25 protein-coding genes, 1 pseudogene and 1 riboswitch are annotated in these 25,261 nt (G+C 28.5%); of the genes and pseudogenes, 15 read left to right on the top strand and 11 right to left on the bottom strand.

Going from position 1 to position 25,261, the window contains the following annotated elements:
• Positions 1–518 precede the first annotated feature (518 nt).
• From rsmG to HMPREF9127_RS00680, 4 genes and pseudogenes are all read right to left on the bottom strand, one after another.
• The gene (gene rsmG / locus HMPREF9127_RS00700) at positions 519–1,232 is read right to left on the bottom strand and encodes a 16S rRNA (guanine(527)-N(7))-methyltransferase RsmG (protein ID WP_009447678.1); all 714 of its coding nucleotides are present in this window, start codon (positions 1,230–1,232) and stop codon (positions 519–521) included.
• Positions 1,225–3,110: pseudogene (mnmG, locus tag HMPREF9127_RS00695) on the bottom strand (tRNA uridine-5-carboxymethylaminomethyl(34) synthesis enzyme MnmG). The gene rsmG and the pseudogene mnmG overlap by 8 nt, the downstream one beginning before the upstream one ends.
• A 726-nt stretch (positions 3,111–3,836) precedes the next feature.
• Positions 3,837–4,103, bottom strand: coding sequence for an RNA polymerase sigma factor (locus tag HMPREF9127_RS00685; RefSeq protein ID WP_009447590.1), 267 nt, complete (start codon positions 4,101–4,103; stop codon positions 3,837–3,839).
• Positions 4,104–4,155: 52 nt separating this feature from the next.
• Complete coding sequence (locus tag HMPREF9127_RS00680) at positions 4,156–4,389, bottom strand: sigma factor (RefSeq protein WP_009447673.1); 234 nt, start codon at positions 4,387–4,389, stop codon at positions 4,156–4,158.
• Between the two features lie 223 nt (positions 4,390–4,612).
• Here HMPREF9127_RS00680 and rpiB point away from each other — a divergent pair, with 223 nt between their 5' ends.
• The 4 genes from rpiB (at position 4,613) to HMPREF9127_RS00660 (ending at position 8,794) form a co-directional block, all read left to right on the top strand.
• Positions 4,613–5,044 (top strand): ribose 5-phosphate isomerase B, encoded by a 432-nt coding sequence (rpiB, locus tag HMPREF9127_RS00675; RefSeq protein ID WP_009447620.1) that lies wholly within the window; start codon positions 4,613–4,615, stop codon positions 5,042–5,044.
• An 8-nt stretch (positions 5,045–5,052) separates the two neighbouring features.
• On the top strand, positions 5,053–6,012 hold the full coding sequence (locus HMPREF9127_RS00670; protein WP_009447627.1) for an NAD(P)H-dependent glycerol-3-phosphate dehydrogenase: 960 nt from the start codon (positions 5,053–5,055) through the stop codon (positions 6,010–6,012).
• Positions 6,013–6,021: 9 nt separating this feature from the next.
• The gene (locus HMPREF9127_RS00665) at positions 6,022–6,447 is read left to right on the top strand and encodes a hypothetical protein (protein ID WP_255261652.1); all 426 of its coding nucleotides are present in this window, start codon (positions 6,022–6,024) and stop codon (positions 6,445–6,447) included.
• Positions 6,448–6,667: 220 nt separating this feature from the next.
• The gene (locus tag HMPREF9127_RS00660; RefSeq protein ID WP_009447656.1) at positions 6,668–8,794 is read left to right on the top strand and encodes a serum opacification factor; all 2,127 of its coding nucleotides are present in this window, start codon (positions 6,668–6,670) and stop codon (positions 8,792–8,794) included.
• A gap of 544 nt (positions 8,795–9,338) precedes the next feature.
• Here the strand turns inward: HMPREF9127_RS00660 and HMPREF9127_RS00655 are convergent.
• The 5 genes from HMPREF9127_RS00655 to HMPREF9127_RS08585 all read right to left on the bottom strand — a co-directional run bounded on the left by HMPREF9127_RS00655 (position 9,339) and on the right by HMPREF9127_RS08585 (position 13,574).
• Positions 9,339–10,136, bottom strand: coding sequence for a P-loop NTPase fold protein (locus tag HMPREF9127_RS00655; RefSeq protein WP_039849339.1), 798 nt, complete (start codon positions 10,134–10,136; stop codon positions 9,339–9,341).
• Positions 10,075–10,602 carry a P-loop NTPase fold protein gene (locus HMPREF9127_RS00650; protein ID WP_255261657.1) on the bottom strand — a complete coding sequence of 176 codons (528 nt, stop codon included), beginning with the start codon at positions 10,600–10,602 and terminating at the stop codon, positions 10,075–10,077. Before HMPREF9127_RS00650 ends, HMPREF9127_RS00655 begins: the two co-directional genes overlap by 62 nt.
• Before the next feature lie 820 nt (positions 10,603–11,422).
• A complete protein-coding gene (locus HMPREF9127_RS00640) occupies positions 11,423–12,583 on the bottom strand; it encodes a CD0519/CD1768 family membrane protein (RefSeq protein ID WP_039849338.1) in 1,161 nt (386 codons plus the stop codon).
• 308 nt (positions 12,584–12,891) lie between these two features.
• Positions 12,892–13,281: a hypothetical protein gene (locus HMPREF9127_RS08590; RefSeq protein WP_482197901.1), complete on the bottom strand. Its 390-nt coding sequence runs from the start codon at positions 13,279–13,281 to the stop codon at positions 12,892–12,894.
• Between the two features lie 41 nt (positions 13,282–13,322).
• Positions 13,323–13,574 carry a hypothetical protein gene (locus HMPREF9127_RS08585; RefSeq protein WP_255261650.1) on the bottom strand — a complete coding sequence of 84 codons (252 nt, stop codon included), beginning with the start codon at positions 13,572–13,574 and terminating at the stop codon, positions 13,323–13,325.
• A 155-nt stretch (positions 13,575–13,729) separates the two neighbouring features.
• Here HMPREF9127_RS08585 and HMPREF9127_RS00625 point away from each other — a divergent pair, with 155 nt between their 5' ends.
• The 10 genes from HMPREF9127_RS00625 to HMPREF9127_RS00585 all read left to right on the top strand — a co-directional run bounded on the left by HMPREF9127_RS00625 (position 13,730) and on the right by HMPREF9127_RS00585 (position 23,512).
• Entirely contained in the window at positions 13,730–13,915 is a 186-nt protein-coding gene (locus HMPREF9127_RS00625; RefSeq protein WP_009447691.1) for a hypothetical protein, read from the top strand.
• 10 nt (positions 13,916–13,925) lie between these two features.
• Positions 13,926–14,141 carry a hypothetical protein gene (locus HMPREF9127_RS00620; protein ID WP_009447605.1) on the top strand — a complete coding sequence of 72 codons (216 nt, stop codon included), beginning with the start codon at positions 13,926–13,928 and terminating at the stop codon, positions 14,139–14,141.
• 47 nt (positions 14,142–14,188) lie between these two features.
• Positions 14,189–14,332, top strand: a complete 144-nt coding sequence (locus HMPREF9127_RS07630) for a YvrJ family protein (protein WP_009447643.1) — start codon at positions 14,189–14,191, stop codon at positions 14,330–14,332.
• 8 nt (positions 14,333–14,340) lie between these two features.
• Positions 14,341–15,129, top strand: a complete 789-nt coding sequence (locus HMPREF9127_RS00615) for a peptidoglycan amidohydrolase family protein (RefSeq protein ID WP_009447580.1) — start codon at positions 14,341–14,343, stop codon at positions 15,127–15,129.
• A gap of 910 nt (positions 15,130–16,039) precedes the next feature.
• Complete coding sequence (locus HMPREF9127_RS00610) at positions 16,040–17,581, top strand: C69 family dipeptidase (RefSeq protein ID WP_009447644.1); 1,542 nt, start codon at positions 16,040–16,042, stop codon at positions 17,579–17,581.
• A 143-nt stretch (positions 17,582–17,724) separates the two neighbouring features.
• Positions 17,725–19,272, top strand: coding sequence for an ABC-F family ATP-binding cassette domain-containing protein (locus HMPREF9127_RS00605; RefSeq protein WP_009447683.1), 1,548 nt, complete (start codon positions 17,725–17,727; stop codon positions 19,270–19,272).
• 232 nt (positions 19,273–19,504) lie between these two features.
• Positions 19,505–20,233, top strand: coding sequence for a hypothetical protein (locus HMPREF9127_RS00600; RefSeq protein ID WP_009447662.1), 729 nt, complete (start codon positions 19,505–19,507; stop codon positions 20,231–20,233).
• Positions 20,227–20,814, top strand: a complete 588-nt coding sequence (locus HMPREF9127_RS00595; RefSeq protein ID WP_009447675.1) for a hypothetical protein — start codon at positions 20,227–20,229, stop codon at positions 20,812–20,814. Before HMPREF9127_RS00600 ends, HMPREF9127_RS00595 begins: the two co-directional genes overlap by 7 nt.
• 59 nt (positions 20,815–20,873) lie before the next feature.
• A complete protein-coding gene (locus tag HMPREF9127_RS00590) occupies positions 20,874–22,163 on the top strand; it encodes a leucine-rich repeat domain-containing protein (RefSeq protein WP_009447672.1) in 1,290 nt (429 codons plus the stop codon).
• Between the two features lie 191 nt (positions 22,164–22,354).
• A complete protein-coding gene (locus HMPREF9127_RS00585) occupies positions 22,355–23,512 on the top strand; it encodes an SHIRT domain-containing protein (protein WP_009447657.1) in 1,158 nt (385 codons plus the stop codon).
• A gap of 71 nt (positions 23,513–23,583) precedes the next feature.
• Here the strand turns inward: HMPREF9127_RS00585 and HMPREF9127_RS00580 are convergent, their stop codons facing one another.
• Together HMPREF9127_RS00580 and HMPREF9127_RS08580 are read right to left on the bottom strand one after the other, a co-directional pair.
• The gene (locus HMPREF9127_RS00580; protein ID WP_009447571.1) at positions 23,584–24,081 is read right to left on the bottom strand and encodes an energy-coupled thiamine transporter ThiT; all 498 of its coding nucleotides are present in this window, start codon (positions 24,079–24,081) and stop codon (positions 23,584–23,586) included.
• Positions 24,082–24,098: 17 nt separating this feature from the next.
• On the bottom strand, positions 24,099–24,230 hold the full coding sequence (locus tag HMPREF9127_RS08580) for a hypothetical protein (protein ID WP_009447635.1): 132 nt from the start codon (positions 24,228–24,230) through the stop codon (positions 24,099–24,101).
• Between the two features lie 38 nt (positions 24,231–24,268).
• Positions 24,269–24,357: riboswitch (TPP riboswitch) on the bottom strand.
• 125 nt (positions 24,358–24,482) lie between these two features.
• Between HMPREF9127_RS08580 and HMPREF9127_RS00575 the strand changes: the two genes are divergently transcribed.
• Positions 24,483–25,226, top strand: a complete 744-nt coding sequence (locus tag HMPREF9127_RS00575; protein WP_009447587.1) for a glycerophosphodiester phosphodiesterase — start codon at positions 24,483–24,485, stop codon at positions 25,224–25,226.
• Positions 25,227–25,261 lie beyond the last annotated feature (35 nt).

Genomic DNA, 25,261 nt, shown 5'->3' with positions numbered 1-25,261 from the left:
CATTATGGAACTTTGTAAAGAGAAGCTCCCAACACGTCATCTCGACCGAAGTGTAACGGAGCGGAGATATCTCACACTATTATTTGCTTGCAAATAATAGTAAGTCCTACAAAGGACTTAAAAAATAAAAATGTTAACTATAATTACTATGTAAATTTTCTAGAGTTTCATTTAGTATGAAAATTTCATATTGATGTATCTACGATACATTTACTTTTGCTAAAGCAAAAGTATGAGATTTTCGCAGTCGATTGTACTCAAATCAAAGATTTGAACAATCTTTGCGTCAGACCTACTATTGATTGTTTACAAGTAAACAAAGTTAGGGCTAGATTCGTTTCGCTTACGCTACAGTCGAAATGACGTATAAGGGAATATACTTTGTCCAATAGCTAGACGTTAACAGGAAATAAACTTTATATATTATTAAAAAGTATATAAAAAGTATATAAAAAGTAAATTGTTTCACTTCGTAGTAAACACAAAAAAAGAAGGTATTTCAACCTTCTTTTACTCTTTTATAACGGTTTTTTCTTTATTTGTCCCATATTTCTAGGAAAATTATCCGGTGTTTTTCCTATCTTTTTAATAATCAAAATATTTCTTTCTGAAATCTCTCCGTTTTGCTCGATTTTAAAATTCAATACATTCTCCAATTTGCAGTTTAATTTTTTAAATGCATTTTTTGAAATTTCAACTTCTTCAAGATATGAAGGTCCTTTCATTGCGAGAAATAGACCATTTACTTTTAAAAATGGAATTGTAAATTCCAAAAGTAAAGATAGGGAAGCGACTGCTCTTGAACTCACTATATCAAAACTTTCTCTAAAGCCCTCTTTTCTTCCGACTTCTTCAGCACGCCCGTGAATTGCTTTTATGTTTTTTAAATTCAAATCTTCGATTACGATATTTAAGAACTTAATCCTTTTATTTAAGCTATCCAACATTGTTACTTTTAAATTTTCATTATATAGTTTAAGTGGAATTGCAGGGAAACCTGCACCTGTTCCCACATCTAAAATACTTTTATCATCATCAAAAAGTCCTGTTTTTGTAAGTAATAGACAATCTAAAAAATGTTTTGTATTCATAGCTTCTTCATCTGTAATAGCTGTTAAATTAATTTTTTTATTCCATTCGAGAATTAATTTTCTGTAAATTTCAAATTTTTCTAAAGCTATATTACTTAAAATAATATTTTCTTTTTGAGTTAAACTTTTTAAATTATCCATTTTTTCTCCTTTGAGTTTCAAGATGAATAAGCAAAACATTTATATCTGCAGGGCTTACTCCTGAAATTCTACTCGCTTGTCCTACTGTTTCAGGTCTAAATTTTGCAAGTTTTTGAACTGCTTCAATTCTAAGACCTGATAGGGAATTATAGTCAATATTTTCAAGTTTTTTATTTTCAAGTTTTTTAAATGCCTCTATTTGTTGGCTTTGTTTTTCGATATAACCCTCATATTTAATCATAGTTTGAACTTGCATTTTTATTTCTCTATCCAAAGGTTCACGAGTTGTATCTAAATCCTTAATTATCTCATAGTCTAATTCAGGTCTTTTTATTAAATCATAAAGGCTTACTGCAGTTTTAAGTTTCATACTTCCCAAATCTTCTAAAGCCTTATTTGTATTTTCCTTTGGAGTTAATATAGAAGATTTTAGTCTATTTATTTCATTTTCAATTAAAGTCTTTTTGTTTAGGCATTTTTCGTAACGTTCTTTAGTTGCCAAACCTATATTATAGCTCATTTCCGTAAGTCTTAAATCTGCATTATCTTGTCTTAAAGAAAGTCTGTATTCAGTTCTTGAAGTCATCATTCTATAAGGCTCGTCAGTTCCTTTTGTAATTAAATCGTCAATTAAAACTCCTATATAGGCATCACTTCTGGTAAGAACAAAAGGCTCTTTTCCTAAAATATTCATTGCTGAATTTATCCCTGCGATAATACCTTGACTTGCAGCTTCTTCATAACCGGAGCTTCCGTTAATTTGACCGGCAAAGAACAGATTTTTAATATCCTTATGCTCTAAAGTAGCCCTTAAAATAGTCGGATCAATACAATCATATTCAATTCCATAAGCAGGACGCATTATCTTAACATTTTCAAGTCCCAAAATGCTTTTATACATTTGTTTTTGAACGTCAAGGGGAAGTGTACTGCTTACACCTTGCACATACATTTCCAAAGTATCTAAACCTTCAGGTTCAATAAAAACTTGATGTTCATCTTTTTCGTTAAAACGTACTATTTTATCCTCAATCGATGGGCAATATCTAGGTCCTACACCATTTACAATTCCCGCATACATCGGACTTCTATGAAGATTATCTTGAATGATTTTTTTAGTTTCTAAAGTTGTATAAGTTAAGTAACAATCTTCTTTATGGTTTCCAATATCTTTTCCCTCATTCATAAAGGAAAATGGAATTATATTGTCATCTCCCTTTTGAATATCCATTTTTGAATAGTCAATAGAATCTCTATGAACTCTTGCAGGAGTTCCGGTTTTAAAACGTCTAAGCGGAATACCTAAATTTTTTAAACTATCACTTAATAAAGTGGAGCATTTCCAGTTATTAGGACCACTTTCATAACAATTTTCTCCAATTAAAATCATAGATTTAAGATAAGTTCCCGTACAGATGATAACTGCCTTTGCAGGAAAGATTTCATTTGAAGTTGTTAAAACTCCTGTTATTTCATTGTTTTCAGTTAGAATTTCCTTAACTTCTGCTTGAATTAAATCTATATTTTTTCTTTTTCCAAAACTTTTTTCATTTCAGTATGGTACATCTTTTTATCTGCTTGAACACGTAAACTGTGAACTGCAGGACCCTTTGAAGTATTTAACATTCTGGATTGAATAAAAGTTTTATCTATATTTATCGCCATTTCTCCGCCTAGAGCGTCTATTTCACGAACCAAATGGCCTTTTCCTGTTCCACCTATATTTGGATTGCAGGGCATATCGGCAACTGAATCCATGCTTATTGTAAGAATTGCTGTCTTAAGTCCAAGTCTAGCGCTTGCAAGACCTGCTTCACAACCGGCGTGACCTGCACCGATTACAACAACATCATATTTTTCATCTATAAAATTTGTCATTTTTTCTCCTTATAAAAATCTACATAAATATACATATTATATTTTACCACAAAATTGTAAAAATTTCATAAAAATATACAAAAAAAGAACTCAAAGAGTCCTTTTTTTGTATATTGGGAAATAGGGAGGAGAATAAATATAAAGGATATAAGGTAAAATATTTCACGTCAAATTACTTTGCATAGAAAACATACTTTACACGTCATCTCGACTGTAACGAAGCGAAGCTGAGTGCAATGGAGAGATCTCATTAAGCTATATGCTCTTGATTGAAATTTTTATAGTTGATGTGTCTTAGATACATAATATTTTTAGATTTCTTTAAGAAATACTATTGCTTGTAAACAAGCAATAGTTGAGATCTTTCGACTACACTACGTTTCGCTCAAGATGACGTGTTGAGGACATTTCTTTGTTGGGGTTTTATGACGTGAAACATTTTGTTTTTATACAAAATATTTAAATATTTTGTAAATTTTATTTACTATTAACGTTAAGCTATAAAACGAAGTATTCTCCTTACACGTCATCTCGACCGAAACGGAACGTAGTGAAGTGTAACGAATCTAGCCCTAACTTTGTTTGTTTACTCTAAACAAACAAAAGTAGGTCTGACGGGGTAATTGTATCGTTAGATACAATTGCTCTGGAGATCTCCTAAAGCTCCCTTACAATGAGATTTCTGTATTTGATGTATCTACGATACATCCCATTGGTAGCAAAATACTACAACTCCTTTAAGTCTATCTCATTTTTAATAAACTTCGTTTTAAGTTTTTTCTTTGCTATTTTGTAATACTCCTTAACTGTGTCTTCCTTTATTTTCATTTTCTCAGCAATTTCTTTATTTTTTAAATTTTCATAAAATTTGAATTCTATAACCTCTCTTTGCTTTTGGGGGAGAGTGGACACAATTTCTCTTATCTTTTTATTCAATTCACTTGTTTCAATCTCTTTTTGTGTATCTGCATTTTCATCAACAATAAGCTCCAAAACTTCAATTGTTTCATCATCTTTTGTCTGATATATTTTTGTAAATGTCTTTTCAGTTTCTTTTTTCTTTTAAAAAATTTTTGCATATAAAAAATTTTAATTGATATTTTAAATAACATTCAAGTGAAACTTTTCCACCGCCTTTATAGCTTTCCAAAAGCTCCAAAATTTTTACAACTCCGTCTTGATATGCATCTTCATAGCTTATGTAATTGGCAAAATACTTTTTTATACTCGCTTTTATCAAAGGGCTAAAATCTTCTATAATCTTCTCTTTATCGTACATTTTTCCTCCTGATATGACTAGATATGACGGTATTTTCAGTTGTTGGGTTAAGTTTACTAATTCTTGATATAATTATACTACTTTTTTAACTTCAAGTCAATTATAAAGTTACTAAAATTAGAATTATATTCAAAAGGTATCTTAATAAGTTACTCAAAAACTTGACTATAATTCATAAATATATTATTATTAGTTATATTAAATATCATATAAGGAGAGTTTTATGAAGATAATAATAGGTAATGATCACTCAGCAGTTGAGATGAAAAACGAACTTGTAAAATTTTTAGAAGAATTGGGACATGAAGTTATAAATGTAGGAACAGATGAAACTAAAAGCGTGGATTATCCGCTTTTTGGAAAAGCTGTTTGTAAAAAAGTTTTAGAAAATGAAAATTCTTTAGGAATTGCAATTTGTGGAACAGGCATCGGAATTTCAATAGCTTGTAATAAGGTTAAAGGAATTCGTGCAGGTCTTTGTAGTGAAAGTTTTTCAGCTAGAATGACTAGAAAACATAATAATGCAAATGTTCTTTGCTTGGGTGCGAGAGTTACCGGAATTGAACTTGCAAAAGATATTGTAAAAACTTTTATTGAAGAGGACTTTGAAGGCGGTCGTCATCAAAAGAGAATTGATATGTTGGAAGAAAATTAGGAGATTTTATGAAAATTGCTGTTATAGGTTGTGGAAGATGGGGAAGTTTCATAGCTTGGTATTTAGATAAAATAGGAAATGAAGTTACTCTATACGGAAGAGAAACTTCTGAAAAGATGAAAAACTTTTTAGAGAATAGGAAAAATAATTTTCTTGAATTACAAAAGTCCATTACTTTGACAACTGATATAAATGATGTTTTTAATAAAGATTTAATCATTATTTCAGTTGGAACACAGGGCTTAAGGGATTTGTTAAATAAAAATAAAGCTAATTTTAAAGAGAAAAATATTCCTATTATCCTTTGTATGAAAGGAATTGAAATAAAGACAGGTTTTACACCTACAAAAATTGTAAAGGATATTCTAGGAGAAAATTATTCTTGTGGTGCTTGGATTGGACCCGGACATGTTCAGGACTTTACAAATGGAATTCCGAATTGTATGGTAATTGACTCAGATGATAGGGAATTGGTTAAGAAATTAGTTGACGCTTTTTCAAGCAATTTAATCAGATTTTACTATGGAACAAATCTTTTGGGAAATGAAATCGGAGCTGCTTCAAAAAATGTTATAGGTATTGCTGCAGGAATGCTTGACGGAATGAATTTAAGCTCATTAAAGGGAGCTTTGATGTCAAGAGGAACGAGAGAAATTGCAAGGCTTATAGAAAAAATGGGGGGAGATAAAAGCTGTGCATACGGACTTTGTCATCTTGGAGACTATGAAGCTACTGTTTTTTCCGAATTTAGTAATAATAGAAAATTTGGCGAAAAATTTGTAAAGGGCGAGAGTTTTGAAAAACTTGCAGAGGGATATTTCACAACAAAGGCATTAATGGATTTATCCGAAATATACGATGTTGAATTGCCTATAACAAATGCAGTTTATGAAATAATATATAATAAGAAGAATCCGAAAGAAATTTTGGATAATCTTTTTAAAAGAAGTATAAAAATGGAATTTTAAGGAGAATTTATGTTACCGTTGATATTAATTCCTTTGCTTTTGTGTGTCTTTAATATTTATAGAAGATTAACATGTTTCATAAAAGTAAAGTTTACAAAATATACATTCATATCTCTTGTATTCGCACTAGCTCTTTTACTATTTGCAGGATATAGATTGAAAAATGACTTAGTTGGATATCTAATAGCATTATCCTGGTGGCTTGCATTTTTTACAAGTATGATGAGTGCAGGGATAAGTGAAAGAGGAATTATTCACCCTTGGCAATTAGTTGCAAAGCTATACAGATGGGATAGAATAAGAAGTTTTTCAATTGAAAACAAGGGAAAGACCATAATGATAAATTTTAAAATTTTTAGAGACTTGAGACAAGAATATGATAAAAGCGACTTGGATAAAATCAAAAAAATCGCTAAAAAGAATAAATTAATATAAAAAATGTCAAAAAGTTGAAAATATTTATATAAATATCTATAAATTAGCAAATAATAAGACAAATATCACTTGAGTTTAATAAGAAAATATTTTATTATTTTACTTGGAGTATGGGGATTGAGCTTATACTAATAATTAATTATTTATTCGTGGATAAACCTTTAATTATTTTAAGCTCATTTTTTATATAAAAAATTTTTAAGGAGTAGAGTTACAATTTATGAAAAAATCAAAATTATTAGTCTTTATTTTACTGTTTAGTTTTGTAATCAATTTTTTACCTAAACAATCTTTGGCAGATGAAGGAAATTTGTCAAAGAATAAAGTTGTAGAAGAAAAAAAGGAACTTGTGGTAAAAAAAGAAGGAACTGATAAAGAAATATCTGATAAGGACAAAAATGTAAAGAGAAGAGATGTTGAAGAGACAAAATTGTTCGATATTGAAAAATCAGCGGTTGTTGAAAAAGATAAGTCTGTAACAGTTACAACAAAAATTACATCTAAACAAATTCATAACGGTTCAGATGTTATTATCCTTTTAGACGTTTCTAAAAAGATGACTGAAGAGTCTAAGAATAAAGCAAAAGAAAGCATTAAGAAAATAGTTAAGACTCTTTTAGAAGATGATGAACATAAAAATCTTAATTCAGTTCGTTTAATCAGTTTTTATCGTCAAGTTAAAGATTCAGTTGAATTAAAACCTTCAAATGTTGAACAAATGATAAATAAAGCATTTGAAGAAGCCAAAAATAATTACAATTACGGTGTAAGTATGCAAGAGGCTATATATAAAGCTGAAAAGATTTTTGACAATGAGCAAAAATCAGGGAAGCGTCAACATATTGTACTTTTATCTCAAGGAGAAGCAACTTTCAGTTATGATATAAAAGACAAGGAAAATGCAAAAACTACAACAATCAAAGGGGATACTGTTGTGGGTGAGAGTCCATTTTTTCCATGGCCTTTTTACGTTGAAAAAACATTTAAAAAATCCAATATGATTAAAGATTTTAATGCTTTTATAACTATGTTGAATAGACTTGGAATTCATAATTTTGACAATATAAAAGATAAACTTGGATTAGCTGATTATTTAAAATTTTTTGGCTTAGATTTCGCTTTTGACTATATAAAACTGAAAGAATTTGAAAGTAACAAATTGGATTCTTCAAAGTTTGATTATTCAAAAACTGTTGGAGAAGGATATCATAATCACAGTTATCAAAGAATTAATGTTGTAAGTAAGGAATTTCCATTTAAAAAGACTATTATGGCAGCTTTGAGGAGCAAAATAGAAAAAGAAAATGCGGGAGAAGTAGAAAAATTGCTTAATAAAGCAACTGTAAAAGTGATTGAAACTGCGTTAGATACTATTTTCTACCAAAGAGAATATGTATTCTATAATCACAATTTATCAGCACAAGGCGAAGCGAAAATTGCTAAAAATAAAAATATAAATTTTTATTCTATAAATGTTACTGATAAAAGTGATAAGAAAAAAGCAGAATTAGAAAAATATTTAAAAGATATGTCTGAAAATAGAAACTTTTTAAACACTAATGATAGTAAATTAGCTGATAAATTTAAGGACGTATTAAAAGAAATTTCCATAGAAGATAGACTTCATAAAGATTATGAAGCTGAAATCCTTGAAAAAGACGGTAATGCTACATTCAGTAAAGCCGGAGGGTTTTTTATTTCAGTTCCACCTAAAGTTAATTGGACTTTAAGTGCAGAAGATATAAAAAATGCTTTTGAACAAAATAAATCTTTAAAATTGGTTTACAAGTTAAAAGCTAAACAAGATGTCGGCACAGCTGATATCACATTAGCGGAATCTACTGCAAAATATAAGATAAATGACAATAGACAAAAGACTGAAGATGCAGGAAAATTATTGTTAAAACTTCAAGATGTTGTTGTAGAATCAAATATAGTTGATACAGATGAAAATTCTGCAAACGGAACAAATGGATCTTATCCAAACGGAACTGATTTATCAACTGTTGAGGACACTAAGCCGGAAGACAATAACAAACCGGATAATAACAAACCGGACGATAAAGAAAACAACAAACCGGATAATAACAAACCGGACGATAAAGAAAACAACAAACCAGATAATAATAAACCGGACAACAAAGAAGACAATAAAGAGAATAATAAACAAAATAACAAAGAAGATGATAAACAAAAACCTGAAAATGCAGATAAAAATAAAAAACCTGAAATTAATAAAGAAAAGGGAACAAAAATACCAAAAACTGCAATCGCAGGGTCTTCTACATTACTATTAGCAGTTGGACTTTTAGGAATGTATATTTCTAAAAGAAAAAATGGTAAATAGGGATAAATAAATATAGAAACAAATAAAGGAGTGAAATTCACTCCTTTATTTGATATTGTTTTGAAATAATACTTCTAATTCTTTTAATAGTTTTTCAATTTGTTCTCTTTGTGTAATATGAGTATTAGAAGCTATTTCTTTACAATTATCAATAATTTTATTGTTATCTTCTCTGTTAGTTTCTAATTTATTACAAAAGTAATTAAAATTATTTATATCATTAAATTTTATAGAAAATTGCTTTAGAGAAAAGAACTCTTTAGAATTTAAAACTGAAATAAAAAGTTCTCTTATTTGCTCATAATATTCTTGAAAAACTTCTGAAAGTTCATTATAAATGTTATTATCTATTTCTTTAGCTGATTTTTTTAGTTCGAAACTATAAGTTTTTTCTAAATTTAGCTTATACTCATTAAATAATTTATTGATAATTAATTTTAAAAAATATATAATTAAAAATAGTTTAGAAAGTAATATTTCGTTGGTGCTTTTAATTTTTTTAATTCTGAAATATAAATTAAAAGGAAAGCCATATAGGTATCATTCAAATATTTTTTATTTTCATCAAAGAAAAGTGTTGTATTCTCATAGCTAATACTATTAAGTATAAAAAATTTTTAATTTCTATATAGTATTTAGTATAATTATTGAAAGTAAAATAATTATCAAAGGAGAATGAGTTGCAAATATAATTTCTATTTTTAAAATCTATATTATCATCATAAAATATTGAGTTTTCTTTTAAATTTTTAACAATTTTAAAATTTGAATGATTATGTGATAATAGCTGTAATAAATCAAAGAAATCACTAGATTCCACTTCTTCATAAAATTGTTTATCTTTTTCGGTTAAATCTTTTTCTTCTTTTATTATTTTAGTAATAAAATCTTTATTTTTATATATTTTTTGATATAATTCATAATCTAAAAATTGTATCGTCTTCATAATCAAAAAGTCATTTCTATCTAAATATACTACTAGAAAAGAATAGTTTATATCATAAGATATAAAATTTATAAATCTTATAAAATCTCTGATATTATAAAATTTTGAAGCAATTTTCTTGAAAACAGTATTGTTAATCTCATCAACTATTTGATTAATTTTTATAGAAAAAATCTCGTCATTTTCTTTTAAGAAATTTTTTAAACAATTATAAAATATATATTGTTTATCAGAATTGTGTATTTTAGGGATTAGAATTTCTTTGTTTATTAGTTTTTCAATATATTTTGGGTTTATTTCATTTGGGTCAAGTATTTTATTTAATCTTTCTTTATCATAAGCTACAATATAAGTTATATTTGGTAATTTGAATAAAGTACCTGTAAGAGTAAGCAAAAACAGTAAATTTTTTTTTAGACATTCTATCTAAATTATCTATAATAAAAACTAAACGTTTTTTTGATTTTTTTAACTTTTCTTCTAAATCAGCTTTAATTTCTTTATATTCAGAGTAATCGTCAATTCTGATTTTGAAAAAATTTCCCAATCCTTTGCCAATATAAGGAATATCTGTGGTTACATTAAGAAGCGCGTTTTGAACTTTTTTTCTTTTAAAATAACTGATGTTTTTTCCTAAATTTTCAATTATTGTATTATACATTGCTAAAATTAAAGCATCTTCTGAATTTATTGTCCAAGGATCAAAATCGTCAATTATAATTAAATCTTTTTTATTCGTTAGCTCTTGTTTTGCAAAATTTATAATAGTACTTTTTCCGCTTCCCCATTCTCCGATAACACCTATTGTAAAACAATCATTATTGATTTTAGACATAATAATAGAACTGCATAAATTCTCAATTATTAGTTTTCGCCCAAATAAATCATATCTAATTTTATCACTATCTTTAATTAATACATTTTTTAGTAAATCGCTATCAAATTTTCCTATGTAAAAGTCTTCTAAAGTAAAATTAGGATTACTTGGTTTGAGATTAACAATATTATATAATAAAAATCTTATTATTAATAATATAAATACAATTAAAATAAAAATAAAAATACTTTATTGTTTGTTCTAATTACTAATAAGGAGACTAATGAAAAAATAATAGCATATATAAAAATTTTATCAAGTATGTTTATCCTTTTGGAAGAAATAAATTTTATATAAAAATAGAAATAATATATTACTAATATTATATATAATGTATTAGGAACATTTTTCAACAATTCAAAATGTAATAGTAGGTCATACTTATTATTAAAATAGGTTAGAATATTGTTTAGAATAAAATCTTTAAATAGGTAATAAAATAATAGTATTGAAACTGATATAATAATAATAAAATGAATATTAACTTTTTTTCTAACTTCTCTATAATAGTTAGTAGGATTAATTAAATGTTTGATAAATTCAAATACATTCTTAATAGAAGTAATTTTTTCCTTATCCATAACTCTCTCTCCCTTACAATAATATTTAATATTTAAACATATGATTATTATATCATAATTCCATTTTGATAATTATATTTAGGTTATTATGATGAAATAATTATAGCTTTATCATAAGGCATAAACCCATAATTATTATATCATAAAGGATAGTTTTGTTAAATTTAAATTTAGGCATAAAAAAGGTAGCATTTTAAATGCTACCAAAATTTTTTATTTATTTATTAAAACATATGGAACAACATATATAGAATATGTGCTGCAAAACCTGCTACTAATCCACCGATTGTATGGCTGATTAATGCTTTTCCTGTTGCTTCTTTTGTTCCAAGTGCATCCATCATTGCAATGTGAGTTGAAATATATCCACTCCAGCACATACAGATTGCAGTGAATACTGCTATGTCATTTCCTGAAACTTTTCCTACTGCTGCCATTTTTGCAACTGTTCCGATTGCTGCTCCTGTTGAGCCCAATGCAGTTATAGGAACTGCGATTGCTTCCGGAGAACTGAAACCGAATAATGGGTTAAGGATGAAAGATAATTTTCCTCCAATCCATGGAAGAATTCCAACTCCTTCATTTGCTGATCCTGTATAAACACCTTCAGCTCCGGGTCCGTTTGTAAGTATAATAACTAATGTACAGATGATTACAACACCTGGAATAATTGAAAGTCCCATATCAACACCAACTTTTCCACCGTCAAGGATAGCTTGGATAAATCTTGAACCTGCACTTCCTTCTCTAACTACTCTTGAGTTTTCCGGAATTTTAACAGTTGATTTTACTTCAACATATTCAGTAGTTCCATACATTTTTTTAGTAGCATGCATCATAAGTCTAACAGATACGACACTACCTATAACGGCTCCCAAGTTACCGATTAAAGCACTTGTTACAGCACCTTCAACATTAAGTCCCATCATTGTAGTTGTAGTGATAAGTCCCATACCAAAAGCTGTTCCAAGGTTTGTAAGAGCCGGCATTTGGTATTTTTTGAAATAACGTCTAAAGTTATCATCATGTGCTAATGTTAAGATAGCAGGGTTATCTGAAAGATAACAGTTTAACATACCTAGAGAAGAAGCTCCGGGTAAGTCATAAATTGGTTTCATAACTTTTGACAGAAGTTTATTTACAAGAGCTATTACTCCAAATTCAGAGAATAGACCTGAAATTGCTCCAGCCAATACGGCAATCGCCATCAAATAAAGACATACATTCATAAGTAAATCAAAACCGGTATTCATCATAGTTTTGATCATATTTATTCCGCCCATTGTTCTACCAATTAAGATAAAAAATGCTAGGAATAAACCAAGACAAAGGAAGTTTTCGAGTCCAATATCTTTTTTGAATCTTCCAATATTTTTTCTTCCAATTCAATATACCTCCAAAAATAAATACTATGGTTATTCTATCATAAAAGATATAAAAAAACAATGGAAAAAATGCATTTTTATTAAAGATTTTAAATAAATATTTTTTATTTGAAAAGTATCTGAAAATCTGATTTTTTCAACGATAATTCACTTTGATATCGTGTGATATTTTTATTTTTGAATGAGTTTCGTTCTTTGTGTAAGATTTTCTTTTTAAAGTATATAATGTGAACAATAATGTTATCTATTTTTTATAACTAATATAAAAATATCATAATCTCCAATAAAAAAACGACTGAAGTCAGTCGTTATATTAATAGCCCAAAGCCTATCATCAAAAGCAGTTTTGCAATTGCATAAGTCAATGTTAGGCATAGATTAAAAAATCTGTTGTTTTTTATAAATACTACAAATAAGAAGAGTGAGCTTGAAAGTAAGAATAGATTACTTCCAAAGATTAAATACCATACTCCACTTCTATAATTTGAAAATGCATTTAAAATCGCCATAATACAAAGTGTTGCATTTACAAAAGCAAAAATATAAAGGTAAATTATATCACCTTTAAAGTATTCAGTTGCATATTCATAGGATATTATAATTTCAAAGAAAACAAGTCCGAAATACAATAGCATTATCACTATTGTAAGTAGGTAGTTCAATTCTGAAATTTTAATAAATGTTGCAAGTTTTACTATATATAAGGCTATACCGATGATAAAAAGCGGTAAGCCGATGATTATATTTTTTTATTTCTTTTTGTACATAATATATCACCAATCCAAAAGGAAAAAATTGAAAGATATATTAAAATATTATGGTTTTTAAATTTTAAAAAGTAGAATAACGCCAATAGGGGCATTAATAAGACATTGAAAAAACTTCTTTCTGTATCTTTTTTTTGTAAAATCATATATAAATTACCAATGGTAAATAATGTATAAATTAATAATATTATGTACGAAAAAATTCCGAGTACTTCTTTATTCATATTGCCTCCAAATCTCTTAGTATCAATTATTTTAACATAAATTAGTGCTTCTAACAAGTTAAAGGAATAAGAGATAAACCTTATCCCCCCTTTTTTTGAAAAATTTTTATTATATAAGTGTAAGGCTTACAAAATAAATTAAAAGGAGAAAAGATATGGCTAAAAAGTATTTAAAGGTTAGTTTTAATCTTGCTAATTCTAAAAAGAGAAGTGTAACTGTAAAGAATGTTCAAAGTGATTGTTCCGATGAAAATTTAAAGAAACTCGGAGAATTCGTTGAAAAATTTATTGACGGTACAAAAAAAGAAGCAATTAAAGTCGTAGAAACAACTTTAGAGTAGGAGGTAAAAAATGAAGAAGACATTGAGTATGACTCTAACATTAGAGGACGGAAAAAATATGGCATTTACAATTTCAAATATTAAAAATATGTCAGCTGATGAAGCGGGTGATATAATAAAAACTTTTGATTATAAGTCAGTTTTGGCTAAAGATGATTTAAAAGTTACAGGAGTTAAAAAGGCTAATATTATTTCAACAAGTTATGAAGAAATTACATTAATCTAGTAGAAAAAGACCTTTTGGTCTTTTTTTACTATAGAATGGAGGAAAAAATGGAAAATATTGAAAATATAATTACAAGTATTTCAAATGTAGGCTTTCCGGTTGTCCTTTCCATTTTCTTATTATTAAGATTTGAAAAGAAGATAGATGAACTTACAAAGGCTATAAACGAATTGGTTGTTAAACTTAAATAGGAGTTTTTATGATAGATATTGAAAAGGCAATAAAGTGGTTTGAAAACAGAAAAGGTAAGGTTTCGTATTCTATGCAAAATAGAAATGGAACTTCCAGTTATGACTGTTCCTCTTCCTTATATTATGCACTTAGAAGTGCGGGGGCGAATAGTAATGGTTGGACTATTGACACTAAACACGAACATTTTTGGCTTGAAAAGAACGGCTTTGAAAAGATAACTGACAATGTTCCTTGGAAAGCAAAAAGAGGAGACATTTTTATCTGGGGGAAAAGGGAAAATAACAGTTCAAGTTATGGGCATACGGGAATTTTTATTGATGAAAACAGAATTATTCATTGTAACTATTCTGCAAATGGAATTTCTGTGGATAATCACGATAGATTGTGGGTTTATGCAGGTAGACCACATTATTTTGTATATAGATTAAAAGAATTTCAAGATGAAGGAGAATATATGGAGCTTTTGAATATAAAGAGCAAAATTAAAGGCTATTATTCAATCGACAGTTTGCCTTGGTTTTGTGAAGATAAAAGTATGATTGGAACGACACAAAATCATCAAGGAGAAGAAGTGACTTTAACTAGAAAATGGGGAAGTTATTACTATGTAAAGGAATTAAAGGGTTGGGTTGATTACAGAGCTTTTATAAATGAAAAGGCAATAAGAGAAGTAGCCAAAGAAGTCATTCAAGGAAACTGGGGTAACGGAGAATTAAGACGTGCAAGGCTTGAAAATGCAGGTTACAATTATGAGGAAGTACAAAAGGAAGTCAACAGATTATTAAAAAGCAAATAGTATTTACATTATAAAAGACAATTAATGGATAGTTACCGTTAATTGTTTTTTTGTGATAAATTTTTAAGTTTATTTACTGTTAACGTCCAGCCATTAAACGAAGTATTATTCCATTATACGTCATCTAGAACGTAGTCAATCTAGCCCTAACTTTGCTTGTAAACAAGTAAAAGTAAATGTATCGCAGATACATCGGTATGAAATTTTCATATTAAATGGAGCTTTAGAAAATTTACATAGTAGTTATATTTAACATTTTTATTTTTTTAAGTCCTTTGCAGGACTTACTATTATTTGCAAGCAAATAATGGTGTGAGATTTCCAGAGTTATTGTATCAAATGATACAATAACCCCGTCAGACCTACTTTTGTTTACAAGTAAACAAAGTTAGAGCTAGATCCACTTCACTTCACTACGTTCCGTTTCGGTCGAAATGACGTGTTAGGGGTATTTAATTTCAAAGTTCTATGACGTGAGTTATTTCTTTATAATATACAATTTTTACATTTTATTGAAGTTTATTTACTATTAACGTCCGGCTATTGGACAAAGATATTCTCTTTATACGTCATCTTGAGCGAAGTGTAACGAAGTCGAAAGATCTCATACTTTTGCTTGTAAACAAGTAAAAGTAAATGTATCGCAGATACATAATAAATCTTGTTTAGATTTCTTTCGGGAATACTATTGATTGTAAACAAACAAATAGTCGAGATGACGTATTGGGGGCGTTTCTCTACAAAGTACTATGACGTGAAGCATTTTGTTTTTCATTATATCCATAATTTCAAATACAAAAGTAGATTAAGTTTTTTGTGAAACAATAAAAAATATTTTTACTTTTTGTTAATTTGAGTTATAATATAATTGTAGTTAATAATAATTATTATTTAGAAAGAGAGGTTTGTTATGTGTACTACAATTCTTATAGGTAAAAAAGCAAGTTATGACGGTTCAACTTTGGTTGCTCGTATTGAAGATTCTTCAGCGGGAATGTTTAAATCAAAAAAATTTATCGTTGTTGAGCCTAAGGATCAACCGATTCATTATAAATCTGTTCGTACAGATTGTAAAATTGAATTGCCTAAAAATCCAATGCGTTATACTTGTCTTCCAAATGTAAAAAAATGGCGTGGAGTTTGGGGAGCATGTGGAGTTAATGAAAAAAATGTTTCAATGACTGCAACAGAAACTATTACTACAAATGAAAGAGTTTTGGGAGCAGATCCTTTAGTAGAATTTGAACCCGACATTATAAAAAAGGGTGGAATAGGAGAGGAAGATTTTGTTGTAATTACTCTTCCTTATATAAATAGTGCTAAAGAGGGTGTTGAAAGACTTGGTGCATTAATAGAGAAATATGGGACTTATGAAAGTAACGGAATTGCTTTTCAAGATGTTGATTCTATTTGGTGGTTTGAAACAATTGGCGGTCATCACTGGATAGCAAGAAGAGTTCCTGACGAGGTTTATGTTGTAATGCCAAATCAATTCGGACTTGATCATTTTGATTTTGAAGATGCTTATGGAGCAAAAGAAGAATTTATGTGTTCATCAGATTTGAAAGAATTTGTTGAAGAAAATTTCCTTGACCTATCTACTGATATGTCTCTTGAAAAACTTCTTGATGATTTTGAAGAAGGTTTTGATTATGATGAAGATGAAGACTATAAAGAGCCTTTCAATCCAAGAGTTGCTTTTGGAAGTCATTCAGATGCTGATCATACTTACAATACACCTCGTGCTTGGGTAATGCTAAGATATTTCAATCCAAATACTTTTGATTGGGATGGCGAAGACGCTGAGTTTAAACCACATAGTGATAATCTTCCTTGGTGCATGATTCCTGAAAAGAAGATTACAATAGAAGATGTTAAATATATTATGTCTAATCACTATCAAGGAACTCCTTATGACCCATATCTAAAGAATGGAGATTTATCACAAAAGGGTAAATTTAGACCTATAGGCATAAATCGTAATGATGTTTTGGCTCTAGTTCAAATAAGACCTTATATGCCTGAAGAAATCAGAAGTATTGAGTGGCTATCTTTCGGTTCAAATGTATTTAATGCAATAATCCCATATTATGCAAATATTACAAAAACACCTGAATATTTAGAAAATACGACTCTAACTCCTTCAACAGATAATTTCTATTGGGTAAATCGTATCATCGGAGCACTTTGCGATGCGCATTTTCCATCAACTGCTTCTCATGTTGAAAGATATCAAAATGCAGTTCAATCAAAATGTCGTACATTCTTGAATAAATATGATAAAGAATTTTTGAAAAACAAATCAAAGATAAAGAATGTTCACGAATTTTTAGAAAAAGCAAATGATGAGATAACAGATTTTGTAAAAGACCAAACAAATGATTTGCTTGACAAAACACTTTTCACAGCAAGTTGTGAAATGAAAAACGGATTTTCAAGATCAGATGCTTAAAAGACTTTAATAAAAGATTAAATTGCCGTCAGAAATGACGGCTTTTTTGTTTAAATATATGTCCTTTTAAATCAGTTGTTTAAATTTTTACTTAAATTGAAAAATATGGTAAAATATGTAGAGCTATACTAAAAGGAGAAGAAATGAGTATTTTAACTGTAAAAAATTTGAGCCACAGCTTTGGTGGTCGTCAAATACTTAAAGATGTAAATTTTAGACTTTTAAAAGGTGAACATATAGGACTTGTTGGACCAAATGGAGAGGGTAAGAGTACCTTTTTAAATCTGGTTACAGGAAAACTTGAAGCTGAAGAGGGAAATATCGAATGGGCAAAGAGAGTAAGAATTGGCTACCTTGACCAACATTCCGTAATCGGTGCTGATATGACTGTTCGAGATGTTTTAAAATCAGCCTTTTCATATCTTTTTGAAGTTGAAAGTGAATTAAATGATATTTATATGAAAATGGGTGAATTATCAGGTCAAGAACTTGATAATATAATGCTGGATGCAGCGGAGCTTCAAGAATTACTTGAAACGAATGACTTTTATATGATTGATTCCAAGATTGATGAAATTGCTCATAATATGGGAATTAAAGATTGGCTTGATAGACCTGCTTTTGACCTTTCGGGTGGACAACGTTCAAAGATTTTACTTGCAAAATTGCTTTTAGAAAAGCCGGATATTTTACTTCTTGACGAGCCTACTAACTATTTGGACGAGGAGCATATAAATTGGCTTAGAAGATATTTACAAAATTATGAAAATGCCTTTATTTTAATTTCTCATGATATTTCATTTTTAAATTCTGTAATAAATTTGATTTATCATGTTGAAAATTGTGAAGTAAATAGATATGTTGGAGATTATGACGAATTTTTAAGACTGAAAGAGTTGAAACAAAGACAAATTGAAGCTGCTTATAAAAAACAACAACAGGAAATTCAAGAACTTGAAGATTTTGTGCAAAGAAATAAGGCTAGAGTTGCTACTAGAAATATGGCGATGTCAAGACAGAAAAAACTTGATAAAATGGAAAAGATTGAGCTTGTAAGGGAAAAGCCAAAGCCTGAATTCTATTTTGAAACAGCTCCTTCCACAAGTAGATTAATTTTTGAAACAGAAGATTTGGTAATAGGTTATGATAAGCCGATTAGTAAGCCTTTAAATCTTCGTATGGAAAGAGGAGATAGAATTGCTATCGTAGGAGCGAACGGACTTGGTAAGACAACTCTTGTAAATACAATTCTTGGAAATATTAAAGCTATTTCAGGTTCTGTTTCTTTCGGTCAAAACTTAGCAATAGGATATTTTAAACAAGAAGAGCATTACGACAATAACAATACACCCATTGATGAGATGTGGGAGAAATTTCCAAGTTGGGAACAATTTAAAATTCGTGCTGCTCTTGCAAAATGTTCTCTTACAAATGTGCATATAGAATCACAGATGAAAGTTTTAAGTGGTGGAGAACAGGCAAAGGTAAGACTTTGTAAAATTTTAAATGAAAAGACAAATATTCTAATGCTTGATGAACCTACAAACCATCTTGATCCGGAGTCAAAGGAGGAATTGAAAAGAGCCTTAAAGGAATACAAGGGCGGAATCTTTTTAATCTCTCACGAAAAGGACTTTTATACAGATATAGCGACAGAAATTTGGAATATGGAAGACTTTTCGCTATTATAATTAATATTTGGATAAAAGATTGGGAAAGCCCAATCTTTTTTTGTGAAAACTTTTAAACTTTAGGCACAAAAAATAAAAAAACAGATAAAAAACATATACAAAATCATTGCGAATTTATATTTATAATATAGAATTTTTAGCGGTGTTACTAGTTGACAATGTAGCCTTTTTATAGTATATTTATTATGGTTATTCTCTAAAAAGAATAACAATATTTATAAGGAGTAGATTTATGAAAAAGAAATTAGTAATGCTGATGCTTGCTTCTCTGATTTTACCGAATATGTTGTTTTTCGGTAAGCCAAATCATGAAGTTAGAGCAGAACAAAAGAAAGAAACAGTTAATTTGAATATCGTTCCATATGTAAACGGATATAAGTTGAACGGTTTTGACAAAATTGATGCAGAAGCATTAAAAGTAGGAGTTTTCTATTATGATTACTCCACAATGGAATCAGTTAGATTATATTCCGAAGCAAACGGAAAAAATTTAATTGTAAAACAAATACAAAAAAATATTCAAGGAGCTTTGCTTGATGTTACTAATGAGGAAGAATCTAATGAGTATGGAATTAGAGTTAGAGGTGCTGACTTTAAATACTATGAAGGAAAGCAAGTTCCAATATTCACAAATCTTGAAGCTACATACCCTCAAGAACCTAATTATTTAAAAACTAAAGAAGATAGTATTTTGGCTATTAATTACGAATTAAAATATGATTTAAAACTTAATTTTGAAAATGAAGATTTTGCAAAAAATGTTGAAATAAAACTTTTAGATCATGATAACAGAACTGTAGAAATTGAAAAAGAAGTTCAAGGAAATTCCGTAATTATCAAAAATATTGAATATAATCCTGTTAAGTCTTCTTTAAAATTAAAATTGGATAAAAAATATTTAAGCTTAAATCAAATGAAAATGCATCCGCTAATGAACAAGAGTCTAATGTTTTTATGTTAACTCCCGGTTTTAAAAATAAAAAAGTTAATGATGCAGGACGTTTAGAAATATCTATAGATGTAGAAGAATTTATAAAGGAAGTTACACAACCTTTAAATATTCCTGACAAGGCTTTGAGACAAGAAGTATATAAACAAAATCCGGAAGTTCTTAACCATATACCTGCAGATGTTAATCAGGAAGAAGCAAAATCTAATTTTAATATCTATGAATCACAAGTGGAATATATTAAAAAGTTAAAAATTTCAGAAAATGTTGATACAACAGGGGTTGAACAATTAACTAATGTATATCTTTTAGAAGTGAAAGGTGAAAAACACAAAGACCTCAATTTTTCAGCATTTAAAAAACTTCAATATCTAGATATAGATAAAGTTGGAATTGAAACTTTAGATGTAAGTGAATTGGAAGTTTTAAAATCTATAAAAGCAAATGACAATAATCTTAAAGAAATTAAATTCAATGAAAATAATAAAGTTGAATGGTTAGATTTAAAGGGAAATAATTTTACAAATGGATTAGATTTTACAAAATTAACTTCTCTTAAACACCTTGATTTGTCAGATCAAAAAGAAAGTTAAAAAATATTGATATTACGCCACTTGTAAATCTTACTGAACTTAAACTTGAAAGACATAATTTGAAGAAGTTGGATCTTTCTAAAAATACAGAACTTTTATCTTTATCTTTAGATAACAATCAAGAAGATAATATGGGACTTACTGAACTTGATTTGAGTAATAATACTAAATTAACAGCAATTTATTTAAAAGAAAATAAATTATCTGAATTAAAAATTGAAAACTTAAAATTATTCGGATTAAATATTCATGGAAACAGATTAACTACTTTAGATTTATCTAAAATTGAATTTAATAGTGAATCTTCATACTTTGATTCAATCCAAAGAGTTAAATTTACAACAAAAAGTCTTACAAAGATTGATATGAGCAAACTTATAGGAGCGGATAATTTAGATAAAGTTAAATTTGATGAAAAAGATACAAATCTTTCTTATGATAAAAACACAGGAATCTTAACTATAAATTCAGAAAATGCAAAAAAATTCACTTATTATTATAATACTCAAAATACAGGAGTATTTAGCATAATGGTTGTTGAAGTTGAATTGGAATTGGATGAAATAGCTCCTGAAGTAAATAAAGAAGCATTGCAACAAGCGATAGATAAGGCAAAAAAACCTGAAACAACAAAGGGTAAAACTGATGAATCAATAGAAGCGATGAATAAAGCATTGGCAAAAGCTGAAGAAATTTTGGCAAAAGAAGATGCGACACAAGAAGAAGTTGATAAGGCTGAAAAAGACCTAACAGATGCAATAAATGCATTAGTAGATAAGCCACAAGAACCTGAAGTTGAAAAAGTTGAACTTAAAAACGAAGACGGTTCAATAGTTGTAAGCGGAGATACTAATACTTTAGACAAAAACTGGAAAGTCTTGACAAAGGCTGTTAATCCTAAAGAATTGGCAGGAAAAGAATATGATGCTTATGATATAAGTTTAAAAGATGCAAATAACGGAGAAGCTCAACCAAAAGGCGAAGTTACTGTTAAAATTAAAGTAAAAGCAAAAGTAGAAAAAATATATCATATAGATGGAGGATTAACAGAAATTCCATTCACTTACGAAAATGGAGAAGTAACATTTAAAACTGATCATTTCAGCATTTATGCAGTAGTTTATGGAGATAAACAAGACGATAACAACAAACCTGGAGATGATAACAATAAGCCGGGTAATGACAATAAAAAACCGGTTCAAGATGTTAAACCGGAAAATAATTCTAAAAAGAATAGAAAAACAAATAAACTTCCAAGAACAAATATAACTAATGCAAGTTATGTTTTAACATCAATATTAGCTTTAGGGGTAGCCGGAGCTATTGGTTATAAGAAAAAATATAAATAATATTGAAAAATCTTATTGAAAGACTAGGTAAATCCTAGTCTTTTTTGTCTAAAAATTGCACAAAAAATAAGTTTATGTTATAATATAACTTGCTATTATAACAATTTCTTATATTAGATGAATTTTATCTTAATCATCTAAAATTAATTAATTTTCAATAGCAAAAATAATTTTAACAAAAATGGGGAAAAATGAAGAAGATTATTTCAAAAATTCTTATTCTTACAATGTTAGTTGCAATATTGCCTAAAGTTAGTTTTGCAGAGAGAGAAAAGGTTGAAAAAAACCATAATGTTGCTCCAATGGCTACTCAAGGATATTCCGTAAATCCTGATTTTGTATCAGGAACTAAAGGTAAAAATTTACCGGATGGAGTATTAAATCAATTACCACAATCAGCTATTGATGTTCCAAAAGGTTTTAAATATCCACTTAAGACTGATTTTAAAGATGTAAAGGTTGAAGGTGGAACTTGGAAGTTCAAAAGATGGGAAAAAGTTAATGCAGGTGGAACTACAACAGTAGTAACCAATGAAGTTCAAGTTACAAATGAAGATATTAATTTAAACGGAGTTTGGGAATTTGAAAAAGATGCCCCTGCAAATAAATTTAAGGTATTATATAGATTTATTGCAGTACCTGATGATATGGATTTGCCGGAAGCGGTTAAAAATAAAAAACCTGCAGATAAACATGATGTTCCAAATGGTACAAAAGTAAATCTTCCAAAATTTGATGATGTAAAAGTAGAAGATGGAACTTGGAAGTTTATAACTTGGAAGGTTCCTAAAAATAATCAAGTTGAGCCTATAGAAAATGAAGCAATAGTTGAAAATGAAGATTTAAGATTACAAGGTGAATGGAAATTTGAAAAAGATAAAAAACCCGAACCACAACCTAAAAAGTATAATGTAACTTTCGAATTTAAATCAATAACAGACGGTAAAGAATTACCTGATGAAATAAAAGCTAAAGTACCTGCAAATAAATCTGATGTTGAAAGTGGTACAAAAATAAATCTTCCAAAATTTGATGATGTAAAAGTAGAAGGGGGAACTTGGAAGTTTATAACTTGGAAGGCTCCTAAAAATAATCAAGTTGAACCTATAGAAAATGAAGCAATAGTTGAAAATGAAGATTTAAGATTACAAGGCGAGTGGAAATTTGAAGAAGATAAAAAAACGGGAACACCAAAACCGGAAATATCAAAACCTGAATCACAAAAGCCTAAAGTGCAAAAAGGTAGAATGCTTCCAAAGACAAATATAGAAAGTGCATTTAGTTATGTAATACTTGCATTAGCAGGAATAGGTGGAGCATATATTACAAAGAAAAAAGATGAAGAATAAAAATTATAAAAATAGAGAGTTTTTACACTCTCTATTTTTATGTTAAAATAATATTTTGTTTTTAGTAATTTTTAATTTGTTTTAAAATTGCTTGATTTTAATTTTTCCAATGTGTTTCTTACAACCGGAATTAAAAGTAATAATACAGTTATAATTCCTTCTGTTCCAATATATGAAAAATTATACCAGATTGAGTAAAACAATGGATTCCAACCTTTTGGAGCGTAGGTCCCGAAGAATACATATCCGGAGAATACTGCAAAGATAAATCTTCCTGTAATTGCAAGAATATAAGCGAAAATTAATTTATCTTTCTTTTTTGCAAATAGTCCACCGAGTCCAAGAGAGCCAAATGCTAAAATATAGTCAATAATCGCTTGAACAGGTGTATATACTTCTGGCTTAATCAATAAATTTAAAAGTCCGAAAGTTATTCCTGCTATAAGTCCTACTCTAAGTCCGAACATATAACCTATAAAAACTACAAAAATCATTGAAAATAAAGTTATGCTTCCACCTTGTGGCAGGCTAAAAAACTTTATTTGATTTGCACTAATTCCAAGTGCCAATAAGATGGCAGAGTAAGTTAGCGCTTTTGTAGAAAATATTTTTTCATCTCTTCTAAAATAAAGACAAAAAATAAAAATGCAAAGGAAATCAACAATATAATAGTTGTTTTTCCTGTCGTACTTGAGAAAAATTTTCCAAAATTTTCCATAAAAAAAACCTCCTATGATATTCACTAGAAAGTCCACAAAAAAGACTATTCAGCTTCCCTACGTCAGTATTAACTGAATCAGGTACAAAGGGTATTTCTCAGCTTAGTAGCACCCCTAGCGAATAAAAAATATTTGTATTTGCATACTTTAAATTTTTACCCCCTTACAAATTTATTAAACATTGACTTATTGAGTAAATATTATAAAAGTGATATACTTTAAATATATTTTAAATTAGATAAGGAGATATTATGAAAAAGATATTGAATTTAGCACATAGAGGTTTTTCAGGTAAATATCCTGAAAATACTAAAATTGCTTTTTTAAAAGCGATTGAACACGGAAATTGTGACGGTTTTGAAACTGATGTACATATGACAAAGGATAAAAAACTTGTAATAATTCACGATGATAATGTTGATAGAACTTGCTCAAACGGAAGCGGTTTTATAAAGGACTTGACTTCAAAAGAGCTTTTACAAATGGAATTCGGCTCACATAAGGGAATTGAATTTTTAGGAGAAAAGATTATTTTCTTGGATGAACTTTTACAAATAGTAAAGGATAATAAACTTTTTGTAAATTTAGAACTTAAGAATAATTATGTCTTTTATTATGGACTTGAAGAGGCTGTTATAAATATTGTTAAAGAGTTCAAACTTAAAGATGATGTTATTTTATCATCTTTTAATCACGAGTCAATGGAGCTTTGTAAACAAATTGACCCTACTTTTAAGACAGGATTACTATTTGAAAGTCCAATGATGAATACAGTTGAGTATATGAGAGGAATTAAGCACGAAGCTGTTCATCCCGGATATTATATGCTACTTCAAAAGCCGTCTTGGGCTGTGGAATTCAAAAAAATGGGACTTGAAATAAATACATGGACAGTTAATGACGAAAAAGCTATGAAGTATTTAATTGAAATGGGAGTAGATGCTCTAATTGGAAATTATCCGGATTTAACAGCAAAAGTTTTAAATAATTTATAAAAAAATCTTTAAAAGTATTGCAATTAGTATATATA

Origin of the sequence: Parvimonas sp. oral taxon 393 str. F0440, from assembly GCA_000223315.2 — a bacterium.
In the GTDB taxonomy this organism is placed as follows: domain Bacteria; phylum Bacillota; class Clostridia; order Tissierellales; family Peptoniphilaceae; genus Parvimonas.
This window is presented reverse-complemented; position numbering and strand designations above follow the sequence as displayed.